This is a genomic window from Mesobacterium pallidum (assembly GCF_019966535.1).
Lineage (GTDB): Bacteria > Pseudomonadota > Alphaproteobacteria > Rhodobacterales > Rhodobacteraceae > Mesobacterium > Mesobacterium pallidum.
The window spans coordinates 112,455-135,345 of record NZ_JAIMID010000005.1 but is presented as its reverse complement, the minus strand read 5'-3'; the positions used below and the strand labels follow the sequence as shown (position 1 = coordinate 135,345).

The window sequence follows — 22,891 nt, the reverse complement described above, 5'->3', positions numbered from 1 at the left end:
CTTGCCCGTCACGGTGAGGGGCGGGCCAACCCAAGCAAAAGGAATGACCCCATGTCCCGTACCTTCATTGCCGGCATCGTCGCCGCCTCGATCGCGATCACCGGCCTGTCAACCGCCCCCGCCCGGGCCGACAGCGACCTCGGCAACGCGCTTGCCGGTCTGACCACGCTGTTCATCCTGGGCAAGATCATCTCGGACAGCAACGACCGCAAGTCCGAGCCGGAGGTGGTCTACGTCAAGCCCAAGCCCAAGGTCATCTACGTGCAGCCCAAGCCCAAGGTGGTCTATATCCAGCCGAAGAAAAAGGTGGTCTACGTGCATCCGAAGACCAAGGTGGTGAAGGTCGAGCCCAAGAAGAAGGTCGTCACCCGCGAGGTCGAGCGTCACACCTGGCGCGACCAGGACCGCCGGCACGACCGCGAGCGCCACATGCCGCGCCCATTCGCGGGCAACTGAGACAGGCAGCGCGTCGCGGCGCATCCCCTTTTTCAGGCGCGGCGCGTGATCAGGCCTGTCCCTGGGGCAGGGGGCGGCCGGACCGGGGGCAGGTGCAGACCTGCCCCCGGTCTCTTGCGTCGGATCGGGTCCTGCGGTTTGAAGGGACCATGATGGACCGATATGACTCCGACCTGAGTTTCGAAGAGGCCGCCCGGGCAGCCGGTGCCACCGCGATCGCCGGCGTCGACGAGGTGGGGCGCGGGCCGCTGGCCGGGCCGGTGATGGCGGCGGCGGTGATCCTCGATCTTGCGCACCTGCCCCTGGGCCTGCGCGATTCCAAGATGTTGACCGCGAAATCCCGCGAACGGCTGGCCGAAGAGATCCATGCCTCGGCCATCGTGTCCATCGGGGAGGCCACGGTCGACGAGATCGACGAGATCAACATCTTGCAGGCCAGCCATCTCGCCATGCGCCGCGCGGTCGAGGGGCTGGCGATTCGCCCCGATCACCTGCTGATCGACGGCAAGATGATTCCCCGTGGCCTGAACCTGCCCGCCACTCCGATCGTCAAGGGCGACGCCCGGTCGATGTCGATCGCGGCGGCCTCGATTGTGGCCAAAATCAGGCGAGATTATGTCATGCGGGATTTGGCGCAACACTGGCCCGGATACGGCTGGGAAACAAACGCCGGATACCCGACAAAAAGCCACAAAGCGGCGCTTCAAAATCTCGGGGTTACCCCACACCATAGACGAACCTTCAAGCCGGTCCACAATATCTTGTATCAAGCCAAATCCTCAACCTCTTGATTCAAAAAAGAAATTGACGGCGATTCGGTCCTGACTCATCCTGATGCCAACAACAGCACCGCAAAGGTGCACGAGGCAGGCGCCATGGGCGCAGTCAGAGGCAGACAGTGATGACCAAGACCAAGACGCGGGCGGAATCGCTCCCGCTCAACACGATCCTTGCGGGCGATTGCATCGAGATGATGAACAGTCTCCCGGCCGAAAGCGTGGACCTGATCTTTGCCGATCCGCCCTACAACCTGCAGCTCAAGGGCGAATTGCACCGGCCGGACAATTCCCGTGTCGACGCGGTCGATGACGAATGGGACCAGTTCGCGAGCTTTGCCACCTATGACCAGTTCACGCGGCAGTGGCTCAAGGCGGCGCAGCGGCTGCTCAAGCCGAACGGCGCGATCTGGGTCATCGGGTCGTACCACAACATCTTCCGGGTGGGGGCCGCGCTGCAGGATGCCGGCTACTGGATCCTGAACGACGTGGTCTGGCGCAAGTCGAACCCGATGCCGAACTTTCGCGGCAAGCGGTTCACCAATGCCCACGAGACGATGATCTGGGCGTCGAAAAGCGAAGGCGCCAAGTACACCTTCAACTACGAAGCGCTGAAGGCCCTGAACGAGGGCATCCAGATGCGCAGCGACTGGGTGCTGCCGATCTGCAACGGCGGCGAGCGGCTCAAGGACGGCAACGGCGACAAGGCCCACCCGACGCAGAAGCCCGAGGCGCTGCTGCACCGCGTGCTGGTCGGCTCGACCAACCCCGGCGACGTGGTGCTGGACCCGTTCTTCGGCACAGGCACTACCGGCGCCGTGGCCAAGATGCTGGGCCGCGACTTCATCGGGATCGAACGCGAGGCCGCCTACCGCGAGGTCGCCGAAAAGCGCCTGTCCAAGGTCCGCCGCTTTGATCGTGATGCGCTGCAGGTCTCGGCCTCCAAGCGGGCCGAGCCGCGGGTGCCCTTTGGCCAGGTGGTCGAACGCGGGCTCTTGCGCCCCGGCGAGATGCTGATGAACGCCCGCGGCCAGATGGTGAAGGTCCGCGCGGACGGCACGCTGATCGGCGATGACGTCAAGGGTTCGATCCACCAGGTCGGTGCCCATCTCGAGGGCGCGCCCAGTTGCAACGGCTGGACCTACTGGCATTTCAAGCGCGACGGCAAGACCGTGCCGATCGACGTGCTGCGCCAGCAGATCCGCTCGGAAATGACCGACCGGCCGAACTGAGCCCCGGTTTTTCAACGACATTCGAACACCGCCGGTGCCCATGCGTCTGACATGGGCACTCAACTGATGCCCCGTCCCTTGCGGCGGGGCATTTTTTTGGCGGTGGACACAAGGGATGGTGTTCGCCCGCGCGGGCCACTCATAGATTTTGCGGCTCGCCGCAAAATGCGACCTTCCTGCCACAAGTGCCCAATTCCACACCATCTTTCTGGACGGAGCATGCGAGGCGTTGCTATCGTGACACGCAAACCCGGGGCGAAAAACGACCCCGAACCCGAGGCAGAGCAGACCCATGCAGCTATCCGAACGGTTCTCGGACCTTCCGGCCTATGCGTTCCCGCGGTTGCGGGCGCTGCTGGACACGCACGCCCCCGGCGGCGACGTGCTGCACATGACGATTGGCGAGCCGAAACACCCCTTCCCGACCTGGGTCCCCGAGGTGATCGCGGCCCATGCGGCCGAGTTCAACGACTACCCCAAGAACGAAGGCACGCCCGCGCTGCAAGAGGCGCTGACCGGCTGGATTTCCCGACGTTACGGCGTCGACCTGCCGCCCGCGCAGGTGATGCCGCTGAACGGCACGCGCGAGGGGCTGTACAACGCCGGCATGGCGCTGTGTCCCGAGACATTGCGCGGCAAGCGGCCCGTGGTGCTGATCCCCAACCCGTTTTACCAGGTCTACATGATCTCGGCGATGTCGGTGGGGGCCGAGCCGGTGTTCCTGCCGGCCACGAAAGACAACGGTTTCCTGCCCGATTACGGCAGCGTCGCGCCCGAGGTGCTGGACCGCACGGCGCTGGCCTACATCTGCTCTCCGGCCAACCCGCAGGGCACGATTGCGACCGAAGGCTACTGGCGCGACCTGATCGCGCTGGCCGAAAAGCACGACTTCCAGATCCTCGCGGATGAATGCTATTCCGAGATCTACCGCGATGCCCAGCCCGTCGGCGCGCTGACCGTCGCGGCCGCGATGGGTGCGGACCCCGAGCGGGTGGTGCTGTTCAACTCGCTGTCCAAGCGGTCGAACGTGCCGGGCCTGCGCTCGGGTCTTGTGGCGGGCGGGCCGGAATCGCTGAAACGCATCCAGCTCCTGCGCTCCTACGCGGGCGCGCCGCTGCCGGGGCCGATCCAGGCCGCGTCGGCGCGGCTTTGGGCGGACGAGGCGCATGTGGTCGAGAACCGCGCGCTTTACCAGGACAAGTTCCGCATCGCGGACGAGATTTTTTCGGGCGTGCCAGGGTACGAAGGGCCCGAAGGCGGATTCTTCCTCTGGCTCGACGTGGGCGACGGCGAAGCGGCGGCCCTGAAACTGTGGCAGGAGACCGGCGTGCGGGTCCTGCCGGGGGCCTACCTGTCGCGGACCGTGGGGGCAGACAACCCCGGCCGCACATACATAAGGGTCGCGATGGTGGCCCCAAGGGACGAGATGGCGACGGGGCTGGAAAAGCTTCGCGACTGTCTTTTCAAATAAGAACGAGGCGAGCATGGCATATCAGACAAAAGGGAGAGACCCCCTGCTGGACAGCAACATGGCGATGGCGATCGAGAAGCGTGGCAAGGAACTGGCCGGGCTCGCGCTGATTGCCCTGGGGGTCATGGCAGCGATGATGATCGGGTCCTACACGCCCGATGATCCGTCCTGGCTGTCGGCCACGGATGCGCCGGTGCAGAACTGGATGGGCCGCTTCGGCGCGTCCCTGTCGGCGCCGCTGTTCATGATCGTGGGCAAGGGGGCCTGGGGCATCGCCGTCGTTCTCGCCGCATGGGGGCTGCGCCTGGCCCTGCATCGCGGCGACGACCGCGCCGTGTCGCGGCTGATCTTCGCGCCCATCGCCATCGCGCTTGCCTCGGTCTACGCCTCGACCCTGGTGCCCGGTGACGACTGGACGCACAGCTTTGGCCTTGGGGGCCTCTTCGGCGACACGGTGCTGGGCACCTTCCTGAACATCCTGCCGCTGGGCACCGCCTTTGGTCTCAAGGTCGTGTCCTTCCTGATGGGGGTCGCCATCCTCGCCGTCGGCGCCTTTGTCCTGGGGTTCACGCAGCACGAGCTCAAGACCATCGGGCGGTTCCTGCTGATCGGGATCATCATGGCCTATGCCACGGCGATGAACCTTGCCGGTCGCGGCGCCTCTGGCGCGCTGGCCCGGGCGCAGGACATGCAGCACAGGGCGCAGGCCCGCCGCGAACAGCGCCGGATCGAAAAGGCCGAGGCCGCCGAATGGGCCGCCCTCCAGCAGACCGAGGAATATGCCGTCGCCAGCACCATTCCCGCTGCGCACTCCGCCACGCGCGTGCGGCGTCCTGCGACGGACCCGGTGATCGATGACGAGCCCTTCTTTGAGCGGCCCGCGCCCATCGCGGTGGTCAGCGACCACCATGCGCCTTTCGACGACGAGCCGCTGATCGACATGCCGCAGGACAAGCCCGGCTTCCTGTCGCGGATGATGAAGCGGACGCCGCTGGCCGCCGATCCCGAGCCCGAGCTGGTCGAGCCCCAGGCGCTGGACTTCGAGGCCGACATGCCCACCGAAGAACGGATCAAGTCCAAGATCGGCGACGTGATCCGGTCGCGCGTGCGCGCGCCGCAGGGCCGTGCGACGACGGTCACCGGCGTGCAGGCGACGGGGCTGACCAAGGGCCGGGGCCGTGGCCCCTCGGCGCTGGTGCTCGACACCTCGCGCCCGCGCATGGTGATGGCCGAACCGCCGCTGACCGCCGCCCATCGCGAGCTGCCGCCTGAGCCGCCTCTGACCGCGCAGCACCGTGATGCGCTGCCGCCCGAACCCGCGCTGACCGCGCCCCGCAGGCCCGTGCCCGCGGCGCCGGCTGCGGCCCGCGTGTCTGGCCCGCGCCGCGTCGCGGCCGAGCCGATCGAGGCTCCGGTCGCGCGCGAGATGGCACCCTGGCAGGACGAGGCCGATTGGGCCGAGGCCGCGCTTGCGCCGGCAGACGAGGGTTACGATGCCCCCGGCGTCGCCTATGCGGCCGAGGATGCCTATGCCGACGACGGCTACACCGCCGAGCTGGACGACGCCGAAGACGCCTACGCGGCCGAAGCGGACGACCGCTACGACGATCCGGCGATGACCTACGACGACGAGGATCCCTACGACGGCTTTCCGGCTGATGACGAGCCGGGCTACGCGGCCCCGGCGCCGCAGCCCCGCGTCGCCGCGCCGATCCCGGCCGCGCCCGTGGCGCAGCCCGCCAAGGTCGTCCACCCGACCCGCAAGCCGATGCAGCCCTCGACCCGGGCCCGGGCCGAGGCGCAGCCGTCGCTCAAGTTCGACGACGCCACCGCGGATTACGAGCTGCCGCCGCTGTCGCTGCTGCGCAACCCGGCCAGCATCGAGCGGCATCACCTTTCGGACGAGGCGCTGGAAGAGAACGCGCGGATGTTGGAATCCGTGCTCGACGATTATGGCGTGAAGGGCGAGATCGTCAGCGTCCGACCCGGCCCCGTCGTCACCATGTACGAGCTGGAGCCCGCGCCGGGCCTCAAGGCGAGCCGCGTCATCGGCCTGGCGGACGACATCGCGCGCAGCATGTCCGCGCTGTCGGCCCGCGTGTCCACCGTGCCCGGCCGCAGCGTCATCGGTATCGAACTGCCCAATGAGAAGCGCGAGATGGTGTCGTTCCGCGAGATCCTGTCGAGCCGCGATTACGGCGACCGCAACCACAAGCTGCCGCTGGCGCTGGGCAAGGACATCGGCGGTGATCCGATGGTCGCGAACCTGGCCAAGATGCCTCACCTGCTGATCGCGGGGACCACGGGGTCGGGTAAATCGGTTGCGATCAACACCATGATCCTGTCGCTGCTCTACCAGCTGACGCCGGACGACCTGCGGCTGGTGATGATCGACCCCAAGATGCTGGAACTCAGCGTCTATGACGGCATCCCGCACCTGCTGAGCCCCGTGGTGACCGACCCCAAGAAGGCCGTCGTGGCGCTCAAGTGGGTCGTGGGCGAGATGGAGGACCGCTACCGCAAGATGTCTAAGATGGGCGTGCGCAACATCGACGGCTACAACAGCCGCGTCGCCGACGCCCTGTCGCGCAACGAGATGTTCGAACGCACCGTGCAGACCGGGTTCGACGACGAGACAGGCGAGCCGATCTTCGAGAGCGAGGAATTCGAGCCGAGGAAGATGCCCTATATCGTCGTGATCGTCGACGAGATGGCCGACCTGATGATGGTGGCGGGCAAGGAAATCGAAGCCTGCATCCAGCGCCTTGCCCAGATGGCGCGGGCGTCTGGCATCCACATCATCATGGCCACGCAGCGCCCGTCGGTCGACGTGATTACCGGCACGATCAAGGCGAACTTCCCCACCCGGATCTCGTTCCAGGTGACGTCCAAGGTCGACAGCCGCACGATCCTGGGCGAAATGGGCGCCGAGCAGCTGCTGGGCATGGGCGACATGCTTTACATGGCCGGCGGGGCCAAGATCACCCGCTGCCACGGGCCCTTCGTCAGCGATGAAGAGGTCGAGGAGGTCGTCAACCACCTCAAGCAATTCGGCCCGCCGGAATACGTGGGCGGCGTGGTCGAGGGGCCGGACGAGGAAAAGGCCGACAACATCGACGCGGTGCTGGGGCTGAACACCGGGGGCAACACGGGCGGCGAGGATGCGCTGTACGACCAGGCTGTCGCGATCGTGATCAAGGACCGCAAATGCTCGACCTCGTACATCCAGCGCAAGCTGGGCATCGGCTACAACAAGGCCGCGCGCCTGGTTGAGCAGATGGAGGACGAGGGGGTCGTCAGCGCCTCGAACCACGTGGGCAAGCGCGAGATTCTCGTGCCGGAACAGCAGTAAGGCCGGCGGGGGAGGGGGCGCTGCCCCCGTCCGCCGTTGGCGGACTCCCCCGGAGTATTTTCGGAAAAGTGAAGGGCGGGGCTGCATGTGCGGCCCCGTTTCGCGTGGAACCGACGGGGTTGGCGGCGCGTTGGGTGTCTTGATCGGAGGGCCCGACGGACCGATATGAGATGTAAGCCGCCTGTTATCGCATGACAGCGCGCGATCCGGCAGGATCGGACCGAACCGGACAACAAAGGAAGTCAGAATGTTTCGTACCCTGTTCGCCGCAAGCGCCCTGGCCGTGATGGCGGCGCTGCCCGCCTCGGCCGAAAAGCTGTCGCTGGGCGCCTTGTCGCAATACCTCAACAGCCTGACCACGGCGCAGTCGAAATTCACCCAGATCAACGATGACGGCACGATCTCGACCGGGACGATCTACATCAAGCGGCCGGGCCGGGTGCGGTTCGAATACGACCCGCCCGAAACTGCGCTGGTGCTGGCCTCGGGCAGCACGGTGGCGATCGTCGACCGGAAGTCGAACATGCCGCCCGAGCAATACCCGCTGAACCGCACGCCGCTGTCGATCATCCTGGCCAAGGACGTGGATCTGACGCGGGCGCGGATGGTGACCGGGCACCGCGAGGACGGCAACAAGACCATCGTCACGGCGCAGGACCCCGAGCACCCGGAGTATGGCAATATCCAGATGGTGTTCACCGGGCCGAACCCGGAACTGCGCCAGTGGCTGATCAACGATGATTCGGGCAGCCAGACCACGGTGATCCTGGGCGAGCTGACCAAGGGCGGGTCGATCCCGAACCGGCTGTTCGCCATCCCCACGAACTGATGCGGCAGGGCGGGCCCAGGGCCCGCCCGGTACGCTTAGCGGTAGCGCGGGCAGCTTTGTAGCTGCGCCTTGTAGAGCTCGGACCGCTGGCCGACCTCTCCGGACACGCGCAGCAGCCAGGACTTGCTGTTGTACGTGCCGCGGCGATAGCCCGAATGGCCTTCGTGGTAGTTCAGGTACTGGTTGCGCGCGTCGTGCAGCGAAATGCCGTTCCGTTCCTGCGTCAGGTTCATGTACCAGCCCATGAAATCCGTGGCATCGCGGATGTCGTCCCGCTTGGCGCCCCGGTTTCCGGTGGCCTGGCGGTATTCGTCCCAGGTCGCATCCAGCGCCTGCGCATAGCCGTAGGCCGAGCTTTGGCGGCCCATCGGCAGGATCCCCAGCGTGTAGCGGAACGGCGTGCGCGCGTTTCCGATGAACTTGGATTCCTGGTAGATCGTGGCCATCTGCACATGCGTCGGCACTTTCCAGCGACGCTCGGTGTCGCGGAAGGCCCGCACGAAATGCGGACGTTGCGCCAGGATGGCGCAGGCGTCGTCCAGTGAACGCGGCGCTGTCGCGTCCCGGCTGCCCCCGCAGGAAGCCACCAGGAGTAATACGATCAATGCGCGAAGAGTTCTGCTCATCTGCCCCTCGCTTGGTCTTGTCTTGTTTTGAGGCCAGTCTAGCGAAAAGCGCGCAGAGTTGAAATCACGATTTCCACAGGTGACCAGGCCGTCAGAGGAGAACCGCCAACAAGAGCGGCATGGCCACGACCGACAGCAGCGTCGAGACCACGACGAGGCCCGCGACCGAATCCGCGTCGGCGCCATACTTGGTCGCCAGCAGGTAGGACGTCACCGCCACGGGGGTCGAGACCTGCAGCACCAGCACGGCAAAGGCCACCCGGTCGAGCGCGAAGGCCAGCCCCACGGCCCAGGGCACCGCGATGCAGATCACCAGCTTGAGCAGCGACAGCCCGATGGCCTGGGCTACCCGCCCCGGCGTCAGCCGCGCCACGGCGACGCCCAGCGTGATCAGCATCAGCGGGATCGCCATCTGGCCGATGAGCTGCAGCGTGTTGGTCAGGAAGGTTGGCGTCTCCCATCCCTGCCACTGGAACAGGGCGCCGGCCATCGTGCCCCAGACCATCGGTTCCTTGAGCGCGCGGAAGGGGTTGCCGCCGCCCGACACCAGCCAGACCCCGAAGGTGAAGCTGAGGATCGCCATGACCGCGAAGACCACCACGGCGTAGCTGAGCCCGATCTCTCCGTAAGCGAAGAGCGCCAGCGGCAGGCCGACGTTGCCGGTGTTGCCGAAGATCAGCGGCGCCGAATAGGTCCGCGCCGTCAGTCCCGCGACACGCACGACGATCGACACGACGACGATGACCGCGCCGTAAGCCGCCAGTGCCGCCAGCGACAGGTTGCGCAGCGCGGCGGGGTCGATATCGGCCTTCATCAGGGCGACGAAGATCAGGCAGGGCACCGACAGCGTCATCGCCATCCGGGTCACGAATTCCAGGCGGAAATCCCAGCCCGCCTTGACCCAGGCAAAGCCGATCACGGCCAGGAAAAACACCGGCGAGACGATTTCGAGGACTGTCAGTGCTGTGTTCACAGAGTGTTTCTCCGAAAAGTCACGTCGGGTATTGGACTTTTTACCAAGAATCCCCTTACTAACAGGGGCAAGGGGCTGCAATGACATGTTAAAGACACGCGCAAAATATAATCTCGGGCAAATCGTGCGCCATCGGAAGCATCCCTTCCGGGGGGTGGTGTTCGACGTCGACCCCGAATTCTCGAATACCGAGGAATGGTACGAGTCGATCCCGGAGGATGCGCGGCCCGCCAAGGGGCAGCCGTTCTATCACCTGCTGGCCGAGAACGACCAAAGCTACTACGTGGCCTACGTGTCCGAGCAGAACCTGATCGCCGATTACTCCGGCGAGCCGGTCGAACACCCGGATATTCCCGATCTTTTCGGACCCTTCGAGGACGGGTACTACCCGCTGCACTTCCAGCTCAACTGAGGCCGGGCGGTGGGCAGGATGCCCACCTTACATCGTCATTCCGGCGTTTCGACCGGGCGGCCGGCTTTTTTCCAGGCGGAAAAGCCGTCCTGAAGCTCGGCGATGTTCTCGACCCCCATCTCCTGCAGGGCCTTGACCGCGAGGGCCGAGCGCCAGGCGCTGGCGCAGTAGAGAACCAGCATCTTGTCCGTCACCAGCGCCGGCTTGTGGTAGGGGCTGGACGGGTCCACCCAGAATTCCAGCATCCCGCGCGGGGCGGAAAAGGCGCCGGGGATCTTGCCGTCGCGCGTCAGCTCGCGCGGGTCGCGGATGTCGACCAGCAGGATCTCGCCCGCGTCGGACAGGCGCTGCACCTCGTCCGCCGGCAGGGTGCGGATCTGCGTCTTTGCCTGGGCCACGAGGTCTTTCACGGGGGTGATGGGCATGGTCAGTATCCTATCGCGCAGCCGTCCTTGCGGGGGTCCGACCCGCCTTCCAGCACGCCGTTTCCGAGAATGCGGATCGCCTGGCCACCGCCAAGCGGCTTGGTGATCCGGTCTATGTCGTGGCCGCGCGCCGCCAGCTCGGCCGCGACGGCGTCGGAATATCCGCTTTCCAGCTGCAGCTTGCCGGCATCGGCAAAGCAGCGGGCGCCGTCGATGGCTTCCTGCGGGTCCATGCCCCACAGCAGCATGTTCTGCAGCACCCGCACGTGGCCGACCGGCTGGTACTGTCCGCCCATGACGCCGTAGGGCATGACGGCGCGGCCGCCGTGCATCAGCATCGCCGGGATGATCGTGTGCAGCGGGCGCTTGCCCGGACCCAGCTCGTTCGGGTGCCCTTTGGTCAGGTTGAAGCCCGCGCCGCGGTTCTGGAACAGGATGCCGAACTTCTTCGACGCAAGACCCGAGCCGAAGCCGTTGAAGATCGAGTAGATCAGCGACACCGCCATGCGGTCACGGTCGACCACGGTGATGTAGACGGTGTCCTTGTGCACCTGCTCGGTCAGCGGGCTGACGGGGTACGGCAGGGCCCTGTCCGGGTGGATCAGCGCCGCCAGCGCCTTGGCCGTGGCGGGCGAGATCATGCGTTCGGTGGCGTCCAGCACATCCGGGTCGGCGATGAAACGGTTGCGGGCGTCGTAGGCCAGCTTGGCCGCCTCTGCCTCGACATGCGCGCGCTCGGCGCCGAAGGGGTCCATGGCGGCGATGTCGAAGTATCCGAGGATGTTCAGCATCAAGAGCGCGGTCGCGCCCTGGCCGTTCGGCGGATGCTCGAGCAGCTCGTAGCCTTCCACCGGGGCGCCGATGGGCGCGGTCGGGGTGCAGGCGACGCGCGCGAAATCGTCCAGCGTATGGGCGCCGCCTGCTGCTTGCAGGCTGGCGACCATGTCCTCGGCCACCTCGCCGGCGTAGAAGCCGTCGCGGCCCTGGCGCGCGACCCGGCGCAACGCCTCGGCCTGGCCGGGCGCGCGGAAAAGCTGGCCGATGGTCAGCGGATTGCCCGCGTCGAGGTAATGGTCGCGGCCATGACCCTGCAAGGCCGGCCCGTCGGCGACCCAGTCGCGCGCGACACGGGGGGCGACGGGAATGCCCGCGTCGGCATAGTGGATCGCGGGGGCAAGCAGGCGGTCCAGGCCCAGCTTGCCCTGCGTCTCGGCCAGGTGGCAGAAGGCATCGACCGCGCCGGGCAGGGTGATCGCATCCGTGGAATGGGGCTCGATGGCCGTCAGGCCGCGGGCGCGCAGCGCCTCCGGGTCGGCGGCCGCGACGGCACGGCCCGAGCCGTTCAGCGCCTGCACCGGCGCGCCCGGCTGCGCGATCAGCGCAAAGCAATCGCCGCCGAGGCCCGTCATCGACGGCTCGCACACCCCCAGCAGCACCGCCCCGGCAACGGCGGCGTCCACCGCGTTGCCACCGGCTTGCAGGATATCCAGCGCGACCTTGGCGGCCAGCGGATGCGACGTCGCGCACATCCCGTTCGCAGCATATGTGGCAGAGCGGCCGGGAAGGGAAAAATCGCGCATGCTGTCAGGTCCTCGAGTGGTCCGGATTGGTCGGTGCAGATTAGTCAGGGACGCGCGGGGGAATAAAGGGGCAAACGCAAACGCCCGCCTTCCGGCGGGCGCTGCGTGTCGTAGCGGATGGTATAGACCTCGGTGCCGCGCACTGGGTGGGGGCTATTGAAGACGCGGCACCGAGGGAAGCCATATGCAGCTACCCGTTCCTTATGCGGGTCCATCTGGGCTCGTTTGAGGAACGAATGCGGCGCTTTCGCGGCTTTTGGACCTATCGTGGTTAACGATCGAACCGCGTCGCGACCCGCGGTGCAGCACGGCGCGCGCGGCGCCCGTATTGCGGTCACTGGGGCGGTTTCGGGGGCCTTCAAGAGCCCGTGCAGCACGCGACCGCGGGGCCGGGCCGTGATGCGCGGGGCGCTTCAGGTGCAGGCGAAGGTCACGGTCAAGCGGTTGCGCCCGGTGTCCCGGCGGTACTGCAGGGACTCCGTCAACTGGTGGATCAGGAACCAGCCGAACCCGCCCTCGGGCAGCTCGGCTGTCTCGGCTGGCACGTCGGCATCGCCCATCCCGGGCAGACCGGTGTCGGGCAGCGGAATGCCCTGGTCCACGATCTCGACCCGCAACAGGCCGCCACTGACCGACATGCGCAGGTCGACCGGCCCGGTGGGTCGATCCGCATAGGCATGTTCCGAGATGTTGTTGAGGATTTCGGCCAGCACCAGCTCGACCGAGCCGACCAGTTCGCCGCCAAGGCCGCGGCTGTGCAGGTTGCCGACCACGGATTTCAGTGCGTCGCGGGTCGCCAGGTCACCGCTCTCGAAACTGAGGTGGAATCCGGTGTCGCCGGGCGTGCGGGCCGACCCGCGCGCCGCCGGATCGCTGTGGAAATGTGCCCCCGGCTGTTCACGCACGGCCGTGTCCCAGCCCTTCGGCGACGGTCCTGTGGATGGCAAAGACCGTGTCCATGCGCGTCAGGCGGAACACCTTCTCGACCGTCGGCTGCAGGCAGGCCAGGTCGAGCCGCCGACCGTCCGGCATCTGCTTGAGCGAGGCGACGATGGCGCCCAGTCCGCTCGAATCGATGAAGCCGACCTTGCCGAGATCGAGGATCACGCGGCACTCGTTCCCGGCGGTCACGTCCCGCATCCAATCCTTGAACTGGATCGCCACCGCGGCGTCGATTCGGTCCAGTTCGGCCGTGACGATCTGAACGTCGCGTTCGATCTTGCTGGAAAGGTCCATGGAAGTCTCCGCTAAATCAGGTGACGCCAGACTAGACCGCAATCCTTAACACCCGGTATGCATGACCCATGATATCGGAGGGAGCGACATGAAGGACGTGGTGATCGCGGGGGCCGCGCGGACCCCGATGGGAGGGTTCCAGGGCGTCTTTGGCGGCGTCGAGGCCAGCGCGCTGGGCGGTGCGGCGATTCGCGCCGCGCTCAGGGACGCGGGGGCCAAAACGGCCGACGAGGTGCTCATGGGCTGCGTGCTGCCCGCAGGCCAGGGCCAGGCGCCCGCCCGCCAGGCCGGTTTTGCTGCGGGCCTTGGCCAGGAGGTCCCGGCCACCACGCTCAACAAGATGTGCGGCTCGGGGATGAAGGCGGCGATGATGGCCTTCGACCAGATCGCGCTTGGCCATGCCGCCACCATGATCGCCGGCGGGATGGAGAGCATGACCAATGCCCCCTACCTGCTGCCCAAGATGCGCGACGGCGCCCGGATCGGCCACCAGACGGCGCAGGACCACATGTTCCTCGACGGGCTCGAGGATGCCTATGACAAGGGCCGCCTCATGGGCACCTTCGCCGAGGATTGCGCCGAGGCGTTCCAGTTCACCCGCGAGGACCAGGACCAGTACGCGCTGGGCTCGCTCTCCAACGCGCTCGACGCCGAACGTAGCGGCGCCTTCGACGGCGAGATCTGCGCCGTCACGGTCCATGCCCGGTCGGGCGAAGAGGTCATCACCCGCGACGAACAGCCCGGCAAGGCCCGGCCCGAAAAGATCCCGCTGCTGAAACCCGCCTTCCGCAAGGATGGCACGGTGACGGCGGCCAATTCCTCCTCGATCTCGGACGGCGCGGCGGCGCTGCTCCTGTCGTCCCGCGACCACGCGGACAGCGCAGGCCTCAAGATCCGCGCCCGCATCCTTGGCCATGCCAGCCACGCCCAGGCGCCCGCGCAATTCCCCACCGCCCCCGTCCCGGCAGCCCGCAAGCTGATGGAGAGGCTCGGCTGGGACCGCGGCGACGTCGATCTGTGGGAGGTGAACGAGGCCTTCGCGGTCGTCCCCATGGCCTTCATGAAGGAGATGGGCCTGCCCCGCGACATCGTGAACGTCAACGGCGGCGCCTGCGCGCTGGGCCACCCCATCGGCGCCAGCGGCGCACGGATCATGGTGACGCTGCTCAACGCACTGGAAAAACGCGGGCTGAAACGCGGCATCGCGGCGATCTGCATCGGCGGCGGCGAAGGCACCGCCATCGCCATCGAGCGCCCCTGATCCCTTTCATTATTCCACAAATACTCCGGGGTCCGGGGCAGCGCCCCGGTCCCGCCCCCGGCCACAGGGCGCATCGCCGACCTTGATGCAATCCCTCGCCACAGGCGACGGAACGTCTATACTCAACCGGGATTGCCCGACCGGCCAAAGACTGGCAGGTTGGCAGAAATTTTACCAAGAGGTCAAAATTTCCCATGGACAGCAGCACGACCCACAGCTCGCGTACGGCCCAGGCGCTTGAGCCGCGCAACCCGGGGATGGATCTCGACCTCGACTGGGTGCGGGGGCTTCAGGCCAATACCTCGGCCATCGAACGCCGCGCGGCCACGCTGCCCGGCCGCCGCTCGGTCAAGAAGGACTACCAGGCCGCCTGGCTGGCCCGCGCCATCTCCTGCATCGACCTGACGACGCTGGCGGGCGATGACACCGCGGGCCGCGTCGCGCGGCTTTGCGCCAAGGCGCGGCAGCCGGTGCGGGCGGATATCCTGGACGCCATCGGCCTGCCGGACCTCACGGTCGGCGCGGTCTGCGTCTACCACGACATGATCGAACCGGCCGTCGCGGCGCTCGCGGGCTCGGGCATCCCGGTCGCGGCCGTCTCGACCGGCTTTCCGGCCGGCCTCTCGCCCTTCCCGCTGCGGGTGGCGGAGATCGAGGCCAGCGTCGCCGCCGGCGCGCATGAGATCGACATCGTCATCTCGCGCCGCCACGTGCTGACCGGCAACTGGCAGGCGCTGTATGACGAGATGCGCGCCTTCCGCGCCGCCTGCGGCGAGGCGCATGTCAAGGCGATCCTCGCCACCGGAGAGCTGGGGACCCTGCGCAACGTCGCCCGGGCCAGCGTCATCTGCATGATGGCCGGGGCGGATTTCATCAAGACCTCGACCGGCAAGGAGGGCGTCAATGCGACCCTGCCCGTCAGCCTGGTGATGATCCGCGCCATCCGCGATTACTTTGAACGGACCGGCTACCGCGTCGGCTACAAGCCGGCGGGCGGGATTTCCAAGGCAAAGGACTCGCTGACTTACCTGTCGCTGATCAAGGACGAACTCGGCGACCGCTGGCTGCGGCCCGACCTTTTCCGCTTTGGCGCCTCGTCGCTGCTGGGCGATATCGAACGGCAGCTCGAGCACTACGTGACCGGGCGCTACTCGGTCGGGTACCGCCATGCGCTGGCGTGATCGTGGGGTTGAGCTGTTGGATTCGAGTATTTGGGGAATAATGAAAGCATGAGCGTGAGCGAGATCTTTGAGACCATGGATTATGGCCCCGCCCCCGAATCCGCCGCCGAGGCGCTGGCCTGGCTCGTGGACCACGGCAGCCGGTTCGGTCACTTCATCGACGGTGCCTTCACCGCCCCCGGCGACGGGTTCGACAGTCGCAACCCGGCGACGGGCGAGGTGCTGGCGACGCTGTCTCAGGCAACGCAGGCCGAAGTGGACGCAGCCGTCAAGGCCGCGCGGCGCGCGCAGCCGGGGTGGGAAAAGCTGGGCGGCCATGGCCGGGCGCGGGTGCTTTATGCGCTGGCGCGGCTGATGCAGAAACATTCCCGGCTTCTGGCGGTGCTGGAAACGCTCGACAACGGCAAGCCGATCCGTGAGGCCCGGGACATCGACATCCCCCTGGCGCAGCGGCATTTCTACTACCACGCGGGCATGGCCCAGCTGATGGAGGCGGAACTGCCCGGCCGCGAGGCGCTGGGCGTCTGCGGGCAGATCATCCCGTGGAATTTCCCCCTGCTGATGCTGGCGTGGAAGATCGCGCCGGCGCTTGCGATGGGCAATACGGTGGTTCTGAAGCCGGCCGAGTATACTTCGCTGACCGCGCTCTGCTTTGCCGATCTCTGCCGGCAGGCAGGGGTGCCGAAGGGCGTCGTGAACATCGTCACCGGCGACGGCGCGGTGGGCGAGAGGATCGTGGCGCACGACGGGATCGACAAGATCGCCTTTACCGGCTCGACCGAGGTCGGCCGCGCGATCCGCATCGCCACCGCCGGGTCGGGCAAGGCGCTGACGCTCGAGCTGGGGGGCAAGTCGCCCTATATCGTCTTCGATGACGCGGATATCGATTCCGCGATCGAAGGGCTGGTCGACGCGATCTGGTTCAACGGCGGGCAGGTCTGCTGCGCCGGCTCGCGCCTGCTGGTGCAGGAAGGCATTGCCGAGGCGTTCCACACCAGGCTCAAGGCCCGCATGGGCAAGCTGCGCATCGGCGATCCGCTGGACAAGTGCATCGACGTCGGCGCCATCGTCGACCCGGTGCAGCTGGAGCGGATCAAGTCGCTGGTGGACGGCTGCGAGGGCGGAGAGGTTTTCAGCGCCGGGCAGGTGCCGGGGGCGGGCTGTTTCTACCCGCCGACGCTGATCACCGGGCTGCATCCTGCGCATGCGCTGATGCAGGAAGAGATCTTTGGCCCGGTGCTCGTCTCCACGACCTTCCGCACGCCCGGAGAGGCGGTGCAGCTGGCGAACAACACGCGCTATGGCCTGGCCGCGACGCTCTGGTCCGAGAACGTGAACCTCGCGCTCGACGTGGCGCCCAAGCTGGCGGCGGGCGTGGTCTGGGTCAACGGGACCAACATGTTCGACGCGGCGGCCGGGTTCGGCGGCGTGCGCGAAAGCGGCTTTGGCCGTGAAGGCGGGTGGGAGGGGCTGTCGGCCTACACCCGCGGGACCGGCAAGGCGAAGCCGCTTGCCAAGGTCGAGGCCTTTGCCGGCGAAGGTGCGCCTGCCGATCCGCTGGACCGGACGGCCAAGCTTTATGTCGGGGGCAAGCAGGCGCGGCCCGATGGCGGCTATTCGCGCAACGTCTGGGGCAAGTCGGGCGCGCTGCTGGGGCAGGCGCCACTGGCCAACCGCAAGGACATCCGCAACGCGGTCGAGGCGGCGACGGGTGCCGCCGGCTGGGCCAGGACGACGGGGCACCTGCGGGCGCAGATCCTTTACTACATGGCCGAGAACCTGTCGGCCCGCGCCGGCGAGTTCGCCGCGCGGATCGACGCGATGACCGGCAAGAGAGGTGGCGCGGCGGAGGTCGAGGCCTCGGTCCGGCGGCTTTTCACCTATGCGGCCTGGGCAGACAAGTACGACGGCGCCGTCAAGGGCGTGCCGATCCGCGGCGTGGCGCTGGCGATGCACGAGCCCGTGGGCGTGATCGGCGCCTTCTGCGCGGACGAGGCGCCGCTCTTGGGGCTGGTTTCGGTGATCGCGCCGGCCATGGCGATGGGCAACCGCGTCGTGGCGGTGGCGTCCGAGCCCTTCCCGCTGGCGGCGACGGATTTCTACCAGGTGCTCGACACCTCGGACGTGCCGGGCGGGGTGGTCAACATCCTGACCGGCAGTCATACCGAATTGGCGCCGCAGCTGGCGGGGCACCTTGGCGTCGACGCGGTCTGGTCCTTCTCGTCCTCGGACCTGTCGGGCGTGATCGAGCGCGAGGCGGCGGGGAATTTGAAACGGACTTGGGTCAACAGCGGGCAGACGACGGATTGGGAGGCTGCCGAGGGGCGCGCGTTCCTGGCGCAGGCGACCGAGGTGAAGACCGTCTGGGTGCCCTACGGGGAGTGAGCGGGGAAGAGGGGGGCGCTGCCCCCCGCCTGCGGCTCCCCCCGAGGTATTTTCGAAACAATGAAGACCTGGGGTCAGGCTGTGCCGAGATAGGTGCGCAGGGCCTTGGGAGGGTTGGCGAAGAGGTCTTTGGTCGGCTGTGGCGGGCTGGCGGTGCCATCGGCGACGACCAGCGTGTGATCGGCGATGCGGCGGGCGTCGGCGGGGTCGTGGGTGATCATCAGCACCGTCTGGCCGGTGTCCCGCGCGAGGGTTGCCACGAGGTCGAGCATCTCGGATTTCAGCGCGGGTCCGAGGGCGGAGAAGGGTTCGTCCAGCAGCAGGAGCGGCTTGTCCTGCAAGAGCACGCGGGCGAGGGCGACGCGGCTTTGCTGGCCGCCGGAGAGTTGCGACGGCTTGCGGTCTTCCAGTCCTGACAGGCCGGTGCGGGCGAGGGCGTCGGTGACCTTGTCCCGTTGCGCCTCGGTCAGCCGGGCGCGGTGGGTGAGGGCCAGGGCGACGTTCTGCGCGGCGGTGAGGTGGGGAAAGAGGTTGTTGTCCTGGAACAGCATGGCCAGCGGGCGCTTGCCGGGGGGCAGGGGGCCGAGGTCGGTGCCGTCCCAGGCGATGCGGCCCGAGACCGGCAGGAAGCCGGCGATGGCGCTCAGCAGGGTCGATTTCCCGGCGCCCGAGGGGCCGATGATGGCGGTGATCGCGCCTTTGGGCAGGGTCAGGTCGGCTGAGAGGGCGAAATCGCCCTGACGGATGATCACGCGGTCAAGTGTCAGCATCGGCGCGGCCTCCGCGGTCGAAGATCCAGAACAGGCCCAGGGACAGCACGAGCAGCAGGAGTGCCGCGGCGGCGGCGCTCTCCATCCGGTAGCCCTGCATCAGGCGGTACATCTGCAGCGGCAGGGTGGCGCGCTCGGGGTCGGCGAAGAGGGCGATGACGCCGAGATCGCCCATCGACAGGGCGGCCGCCAGCCCGGCGGAAAAGCCCAATGGGCGGCGCAGGCGGGGCAGCAGGATTCGGAAGGTCCAGGCGTGGGGGCTGAGGTCGAGCGATTGCGCGAGGGGGCCGTACTGGGCCGTGATGGCCTGCACCTCGGGGCGCAGGGCGCGCAGCGCGAAGGGCAGCGACATCAGCGCGTTGACGAGGGCCGTGACCGGCAGGGCGAGGGTGAAGGGGCTGGCATGGGGCTGGATCAGCAGGAAGAGCCCGGTGCCCAGCACCAGCGGCGAGATGGCGAGGCCGAGGAGCGCGGCGGGCTCTCCGCGCCCCAGCGCCAGCGGCAGGGCAAGGGCGAGGCAGAGGGCGGTCGAGCCAAGCGCCACGGCCAGTGAGAAGCCGGCGGCCTGCCAGACCGATGCCGGCAGGGTGGCGAGGCCCGGCACGCCCCGAAGGGCGATGGCGAGAAGCGGCAGCAGCAGGAAGGTGGCGGCGAGGGCGATCCAGACCGCGTCCAGCACGCGCAGCCGCGGTGTCTCGGCATCCCAGCGGCGCAGGGTGCGGTCGAGGCCGGCGCCCATCGCCTCGCCCAGCGGCAGGCGGAGCAGGAGCAGCGCCGAGACCGCGACCAGCGCCAGCTGCACCGTCGCCAGCGTGGCCGCATGCGACAGGTCGAAATCGAAGCGGAAGCTCTGGTAGATCGCCAGCTCGACGGTGGTGGAGGCCGGGCCGCCGCCCAGGGTGAGGGCCACGGCGAAGCTGCCGAGGCAGAGCGTGAAGACGATCAGTGCCGCGCCGGGGGCGATGTGGCGCAGCATGGGGCCCTCGATCAGCCGGAATATGGCGAAGGGAGGCAGATCGAGGGTGGCCGCGGTGCGCAGGCGCTCGGCCGGGATCGAGAGCCAGCCTTGCAGGATCAGCCGCGTCGCCAGCGGCAGGTTGAAGAAGACATGGGCCAGGACCACGCCGTGCAGCCCGTAGACCTGCACGGGGGGGAGGCCAAACACACCCAGCAGGGCCGACAGCCAGCCGTTCTGGCCGAAGACGGCCAGCAGGCCCAGCACGGCCACGAGGACCGGCAGGATGAAGGGCGCGCCGAGCAGGGTGATCAGCAGGCTCCGGCCGGGAAAGCGGCGGCGGGCCAGCGCCCGTGCCACGGGGATCGCAAGGCCGACCGACAGGGCAGACGACACCACGGCCTGCAGCAGCGTGAAGCGCAGGGCGGCCCAGTCCGCGGGGCCAAGCGCGGATGGCCCGCCCCCGCGGATCAGCACGGCGGTCAGCGGGGCCAGGACCAGCCCCGCCACCAGCGTCGCCGGGATTATTGCGACAGCGCGCGGCGCCATTCGTCCAACGCTTCGTCACGGATCGCGGCAGCCGCGTCCTCGTCCAGCAGGATCGCGGTGTCCGGCGCAGGCAGGTCGCGGAACACCTGCGGCCAGTCTTCGCGCGGCAGGGCCGAGGGGTAGGACCAGTTCGTCTCCGGGATCGCCTGCTGGAAGGCGGGCGAGAGGATGAAGGACATGAAGGCATCCGCCAGCTCGGGCTGGGAGGTAGAGGCCACCTTGGCCGCGAGTTCCACGTAGGCATAATGCCCTTCATCGAAGATCGCGGCGGCCTTGGTCTCGTCCCCCTCGGCCGCGATGTGGTAGGCGGGCGAGGTGTTGAAGCTGAGCACCATCGGCACCTCGCCATCGGTGAAGAGCCCGTAAGCCTCGGACCAGCCCTTGGTGACGGTCAGGATGCGGGGGGCGAGGGCGGCCCACTTGGCCTCGGCCTCGTCGCCGTAGACCTGCTTGACCCAAAGCAGCAGCGCGAGGCCCGAGATCGAGCTGCGCGGGTCCTGGATCACGATCTTCACGTCCTCGGGCATGGCGATGAGGTCGTCGAAACTGGTCGGGGGCGTGTCGATCTTCGTCGTGTCGTAGACGAAGGCAACGTAGGACCAGTCGAAGGGCAGAAAGGTGTCGTCCGTCCAGTCGAGCGGCAGGGTCAGCGACGACAGGTCCTGGCCATGGGGCGCGAAGAGGCCGGTTTCGCGGGCCTTCTTCGTGACGTCGGTTTCCAGGCCGATGACCACGTCGGCGCGGGTGCGCGCGCCTTCGAGCAGCAGGCGCGGCATCAGGTCGCCGGGCAGGAACTGCAGGTCGCAGGCGCAGGTTTCCTCGAACTTGGCCTCGATCACCGGGCCGGGGCCCCATTCGGAGGTGAAATAGTCGGGGGCGTAGACGGTGAGCACGGGGGTCTCTGCCGCGGCCAGGCTGGCCGTGGTCATCAGGATTCCCGCAGCAAGTGATGGGATGCGCATGGCATGTCTCCTTTGCACGCGGAAGGGGGCGTAGGATTGTGCCTGCGACCTTCCCTCCGCCGGTTCTAACCGGTTCAGGTTCAACGGGTTCGCATTCGCATCTCAGCCCCGCGCCGGTTCGGCGGGGCACCCCGAGGTGTCTTAAGGGGTAGAGCGGCGGCGCGCGGGTTTCAAGGGGTGGTTTGGGGCTGGTTTCGGATCGCTGGCGCGATCCGACCGGGGGCGGGGGCCGCGCGGCTGCGCCGCCCGGCCCCCGCCGGCCCCTGTGCAAGCGTTGCGGGTCTTCCAAGCAGAGGCGCTTTCGGCTAGAGGGCGGGACAAAGGAGAGCACCATGTCGTTCAACAGCTTCGGACACCTGTTTCGCGTGACCACCTGGGGCGAAAGCCATGGCCCGGCGTTGGGGGCGACCGTCGATGGCTGCCCGCCGGGTGTGCCGATCGAGGCGGAGGCGCTGCAGCACTGGCTTGACCGGCGCAAGCCGGGGCAGTCGAAGCACACGACGCAGCGGCGCGAGCCGGACCAGGTCGAGATCCTGTCGGGGGTGTTCGAAGGGCAGTCGACCGGCACGTCGATCCAGCTGATGATCCGCAACACCGACCAGCGGTCCAAGGACTACGGCGAGATTTCCGAGACTTTCCGGCCCGGCCATGCCGACATCACCTATTGGCAGAAATACGGCATCCGCGACTATCGCGGCGGCGGGCGCTCCTCGGCGCGCGAGACCGCGGCGCGGGTCGCGGCGGGGGGCGTGGCGCGGGCCGCGCTCAAGGCGCTGGCGCCGGGGATCGAGATCCAGGGCTACATGACGCGGATCGGTGCGAAGGTCATCGACCGGGCGCGGTTCGATGCCGCCGAGGTGGAGCGGAACCCGTTCTGGTGCCCGGATCCGGTCGCGGCTGAGGAATGGGACAGCTACCTGAGCCAGATCCGCAAGGCGCAGAACTCGGTCGGGGCGGTGGTCGAGGTCGTGGCGCGCGGCGTCCCCGCGGGGTTGGGCGCGCCGGTCTATGGCAAGCTCGACACGGACCTCGCGGCGGCGATGATGTCGATCAATGCCGTGAAGGGCGTCGAGATCGGCGAAGGCATGGCGGCGGCGGAGCTGACCGGGACCGACAATGCGGACGAGATCTTCATGGGGCCCGAGGGGCCGGAATATTCCTCGAACCATTCTGGCGGCATTCTCGGTGGCATCTCGACCGGGCAGGAGATCGTCGTGCGCTTCGCGGTCAAGCCGACCTCGTCGATCCTCACACCGCGCCAGTCGATCCGCAAGGATGGCAGCGCGATCGAGGTGGTGACCAAGGGGCGGCATGACCCCTGCGTCGGCATCCGCGCCGTGCCGGTGGGCGAGGCGATGATGGCCTGCGTGCTGCTGGATCACATCCTGCTGCACCGGGGCCAGGTCGGCGGGGCGGTCGGCGAGACCCGCGGCAAGATCGGCTGACCAAAGGGTCGGCCA

General features: G+C 67.8%; 20 protein-coding genes and 1 riboswitch. Of the genes, 11 read left to right on the top strand and 9 right to left on the bottom strand.

The window, feature by feature from the left end:
- Nucleotides 1-51 precede the first annotated feature (51 nt).
- From MF270_RS09575 to MF270_RS09550, 6 genes are all read left to right on the top strand, one after another.
- Nucleotides 52-456, top strand: a complete 405-nt coding sequence (locus tag MF270_RS09575) for a hypothetical protein (RefSeq protein ID WP_238365655.1) — start codon at nucleotides 52-54, stop codon at nucleotides 454-456.
- 152 nt (nucleotides 457-608) lie between these two features.
- A complete protein-coding gene (locus MF270_RS09570) occupies nucleotides 609-1,247 on the top strand; it encodes a ribonuclease HII (RefSeq protein ID WP_238365654.1) in 639 nt (212 codons plus the stop codon).
- Nucleotides 1,248-1,357: 110 nt separating this feature from the next.
- Nucleotides 1,358-2,464, top strand: a complete 1,107-nt coding sequence (locus tag MF270_RS09565) for a site-specific DNA-methyltransferase (RefSeq protein ID WP_238365653.1) — start codon at nucleotides 1,358-1,360, stop codon at nucleotides 2,462-2,464.
- Nucleotides 2,465-2,756: 292 nt separating this feature from the next.
- Nucleotides 2,757-3,935, top strand: coding sequence for an aminotransferase class I/II-fold pyridoxal phosphate-dependent enzyme (locus MF270_RS09560; protein WP_238365652.1), 1,179 nt, complete (start codon nucleotides 2,757-2,759; stop codon nucleotides 3,933-3,935).
- Nucleotides 3,936-3,948: 13 nt separating this feature from the next.
- On the top strand, nucleotides 3,949-7,287 hold the full coding sequence (locus tag MF270_RS09555) for a DNA translocase FtsK (protein WP_238365651.1): 3,339 nt from the start codon (nucleotides 3,949-3,951) through the stop codon (nucleotides 7,285-7,287).
- A 247-nt stretch (nucleotides 7,288-7,534) separates the two neighbouring features.
- Nucleotides 7,535-8,116 (top strand): LolA family protein, encoded by a 582-nt coding sequence (locus MF270_RS09550; RefSeq protein WP_238365650.1) that lies wholly within the window; start codon nucleotides 7,535-7,537, stop codon nucleotides 8,114-8,116.
- 35 nt (nucleotides 8,117-8,151) lie between these two features.
- Here MF270_RS09550 and MF270_RS09545 read toward each other — a convergent pair whose 3' ends face one another.
- Both MF270_RS09545 and MF270_RS09540 read right to left on the bottom strand, forming a co-directional pair.
- Complete coding sequence (locus MF270_RS09545) at nucleotides 8,152-8,742, bottom strand: transglycosylase SLT domain-containing protein (RefSeq protein ID WP_238365649.1); 591 nt, start codon at nucleotides 8,740-8,742, stop codon at nucleotides 8,152-8,154.
- Nucleotides 8,743-8,833: 91 nt separating this feature from the next.
- Nucleotides 8,834-9,715, bottom strand: coding sequence for an AEC family transporter (locus MF270_RS09540; RefSeq protein WP_238365648.1), 882 nt, complete (start codon nucleotides 9,713-9,715; stop codon nucleotides 8,834-8,836).
- Nucleotides 9,716-9,800: 85 nt separating this feature from the next.
- Between MF270_RS09540 and hspQ the strand changes: the two genes are divergently transcribed.
- Nucleotides 9,801-10,127 (top strand): heat shock protein HspQ, encoded by a 327-nt coding sequence (gene hspQ / locus MF270_RS09535; RefSeq protein ID WP_238365647.1) that lies wholly within the window; start codon nucleotides 9,801-9,803, stop codon nucleotides 10,125-10,127.
- 35 nt (nucleotides 10,128-10,162) lie between these two features.
- Here hspQ and MF270_RS09530 read toward each other — a convergent pair whose 3' ends face one another.
- The 4 genes from MF270_RS09530 to MF270_RS09515 all read right to left on the bottom strand — a co-directional run bounded on the left by MF270_RS09530 (nucleotide 10,163) and on the right by MF270_RS09515 (nucleotide 13,368).
- The gene (locus MF270_RS09530; RefSeq protein ID WP_238365646.1) at nucleotides 10,163-10,552 is read right to left on the bottom strand and encodes a rhodanese-like domain-containing protein; all 390 of its coding nucleotides are present in this window, start codon (nucleotides 10,550-10,552) and stop codon (nucleotides 10,163-10,165) included.
- A gap of 2 nt (nucleotides 10,553-10,554) precedes the next feature.
- Nucleotides 10,555-12,132, bottom strand: a complete 1,578-nt coding sequence (locus MF270_RS09525) for a gamma-glutamyltransferase family protein (RefSeq protein ID WP_238365645.1) — start codon at nucleotides 12,130-12,132, stop codon at nucleotides 10,555-10,557.
- Between the two features lie 413 nt (nucleotides 12,133-12,545).
- Complete coding sequence (locus MF270_RS09520) at nucleotides 12,546-13,037, bottom strand: ATP-binding protein (RefSeq protein ID WP_238365644.1); 492 nt, start codon at nucleotides 13,035-13,037, stop codon at nucleotides 12,546-12,548.
- Nucleotides 13,030-13,368, bottom strand: coding sequence for an STAS domain-containing protein (locus MF270_RS09515; RefSeq protein ID WP_238365643.1), 339 nt, complete (start codon nucleotides 13,366-13,368; stop codon nucleotides 13,030-13,032). The genes MF270_RS09520 and MF270_RS09515 overlap by 8 nt, the downstream gene beginning before the upstream one ends.
- An 88-nt stretch (nucleotides 13,369-13,456) precedes the next feature.
- On the opposite strand from MF270_RS09515, the gene MF270_RS09510 reads away from it, so the two are divergent.
- The 3 genes from MF270_RS09510 (at nucleotide 13,457) to MF270_RS09500 (ending at nucleotide 18,195) form a co-directional block, all read left to right on the top strand.
- Nucleotides 13,457-14,629: a thiolase family protein gene (locus tag MF270_RS09510; protein ID WP_238365782.1), complete on the top strand. Its 1,173-nt coding sequence runs from the start codon at nucleotides 13,457-13,459 to the stop codon at nucleotides 14,627-14,629.
- 194 nt (nucleotides 14,630-14,823) lie between these two features.
- Nucleotides 14,824-15,810 (top strand): deoxyribose-phosphate aldolase, encoded by a 987-nt coding sequence (gene deoC, locus MF270_RS09505; protein WP_238365642.1) that lies wholly within the window; start codon nucleotides 14,824-14,826, stop codon nucleotides 15,808-15,810.
- A 48-nt stretch (nucleotides 15,811-15,858) separates the two neighbouring features.
- Nucleotides 15,859-18,195: an aldehyde dehydrogenase family protein gene (locus MF270_RS09500; protein WP_238365641.1), complete on the top strand. Its 2,337-nt coding sequence runs from the start codon at nucleotides 15,859-15,861 to the stop codon at nucleotides 18,193-18,195.
- 74 nt (nucleotides 18,196-18,269) lie between these two features.
- Here MF270_RS09500 and MF270_RS09495 read toward each other — a convergent pair whose 3' ends face one another.
- From MF270_RS09495 to thiB, 3 genes are read right to left on the bottom strand one after another with little or no spacing between them, the layout of a single operon-like run.
- Entirely contained in the window at nucleotides 18,270-18,965 is a 696-nt protein-coding gene (locus MF270_RS09495) for a thiamine ABC transporter ATP-binding protein (RefSeq protein ID WP_238365640.1), read from the bottom strand.
- Nucleotides 18,952-20,469, bottom strand: a complete 1,518-nt coding sequence (locus MF270_RS09490; RefSeq protein ID WP_238365639.1) for an ABC transporter permease family protein — start codon at nucleotides 20,467-20,469, stop codon at nucleotides 18,952-18,954. The genes MF270_RS09495 and MF270_RS09490 overlap by 14 nt, the downstream gene beginning before the upstream one ends.
- Nucleotides 20,445-21,431 carry a thiamine ABC transporter substrate binding subunit gene (gene thiB, locus MF270_RS09485; protein ID WP_238365638.1) on the bottom strand — a complete coding sequence of 329 codons (987 nt, stop codon included), beginning with the start codon at nucleotides 21,429-21,431 and terminating at the stop codon, nucleotides 20,445-20,447. The genes MF270_RS09490 and thiB overlap by 25 nt, the downstream gene beginning before the upstream one ends.
- A gap of 34 nt (nucleotides 21,432-21,465) precedes the next feature.
- A riboswitch (TPP riboswitch) is annotated at nucleotides 21,466-21,575 on the bottom strand.
- 188 nt (nucleotides 21,576-21,763) lie between these two features.
- Here thiB and aroC point away from each other — a divergent pair.
- A complete protein-coding gene (gene aroC / locus MF270_RS09480; protein WP_238365637.1) occupies nucleotides 21,764-22,876 on the top strand; it encodes a chorismate synthase in 1,113 nt (370 codons plus the stop codon).
- Nucleotides 22,877-22,891 lie beyond the last annotated feature (15 nt).

Coding starts and splice junctions, on each gene's coding strand:
- MF270_RS09575 (WP_238365655.1), top strand. CDS start 52: ATGTCCCGTACCTTCATTGCCGGCATCGTCGCCGCCTCGATCGCGATC.
- MF270_RS09570 (WP_238365654.1), top strand. CDS start 609: ATGGACCGATATGACTCCGACCTGAGTTTCGAAGAGGCCGCCCGGGCA.
- MF270_RS09565 (WP_238365653.1), top strand. CDS start 1,358: ATGACCAAGACCAAGACGCGGGCGGAATCGCTCCCGCTCAACACGATC.
- MF270_RS09560 (WP_238365652.1), top strand. CDS start 2,757: ATGCAGCTATCCGAACGGTTCTCGGACCTTCCGGCCTATGCGTTCCCG.
- MF270_RS09555 (WP_238365651.1), top strand. CDS start 3,949: ATGGCATATCAGACAAAAGGGAGAGACCCCCTGCTGGACAGCAACATG.
- MF270_RS09550 (WP_238365650.1), top strand. CDS start 7,535: ATGTTTCGTACCCTGTTCGCCGCAAGCGCCCTGGCCGTGATGGCGGCG.
- MF270_RS09545 (WP_238365649.1), bottom strand. CDS start 8,742: ATGAGCAGAACTCTTCGCGCATTGATCGTATTACTCCTGGTGGCTTCC.
- hspQ (WP_238365647.1), top strand. CDS start 9,801: ATGTTAAAGACACGCGCAAAATATAATCTCGGGCAAATCGTGCGCCAT.
- MF270_RS09530 (WP_238365646.1), bottom strand. CDS start 10,552: ATGCCCATCACCCCCGTGAAAGACCTCGTGGCCCAGGCAAAGACGCAG.
- MF270_RS09525 (WP_238365645.1), bottom strand. CDS start 12,132: ATGCGCGATTTTTCCCTTCCCGGCCGCTCTGCCACATATGCTGCGAAC.
- MF270_RS09515 (WP_238365643.1), bottom strand. CDS start 13,368: ATGGACCTTTCCAGCAAGATCGAACGCGACGTTCAGATCGTCACGGCC.
- MF270_RS09510 (WP_238365782.1), top strand. CDS start 13,457: ATGAAGGACGTGGTGATCGCGGGGGCCGCGCGGACCCCGATGGGAGGG.
- deoC (WP_238365642.1), top strand. CDS start 14,824: ATGGACAGCAGCACGACCCACAGCTCGCGTACGGCCCAGGCGCTTGAG.
- MF270_RS09500 (WP_238365641.1), top strand. CDS start 15,859: ATGAGCGTGAGCGAGATCTTTGAGACCATGGATTATGGCCCCGCCCCC.
- MF270_RS09495 (WP_238365640.1), bottom strand. CDS start 18,965: ATGCTGACACTTGACCGCGTGATCATCCGTCAGGGCGATTTCGCCCTC.
- MF270_RS09490 (WP_238365639.1), bottom strand. CDS start 20,469: ATGGCGCCGCGCGCTGTCGCAATAATCCCGGCGACGCTGGTGGCGGGG.
- thiB (WP_238365638.1), bottom strand. CDS start 21,431: ATGCGCATCCCATCACTTGCTGCGGGAATCCTGATGACCACGGCCAGC.
- aroC (WP_238365637.1), top strand. CDS start 21,764: ATGTCGTTCAACAGCTTCGGACACCTGTTTCGCGTGACCACCTGGGGC.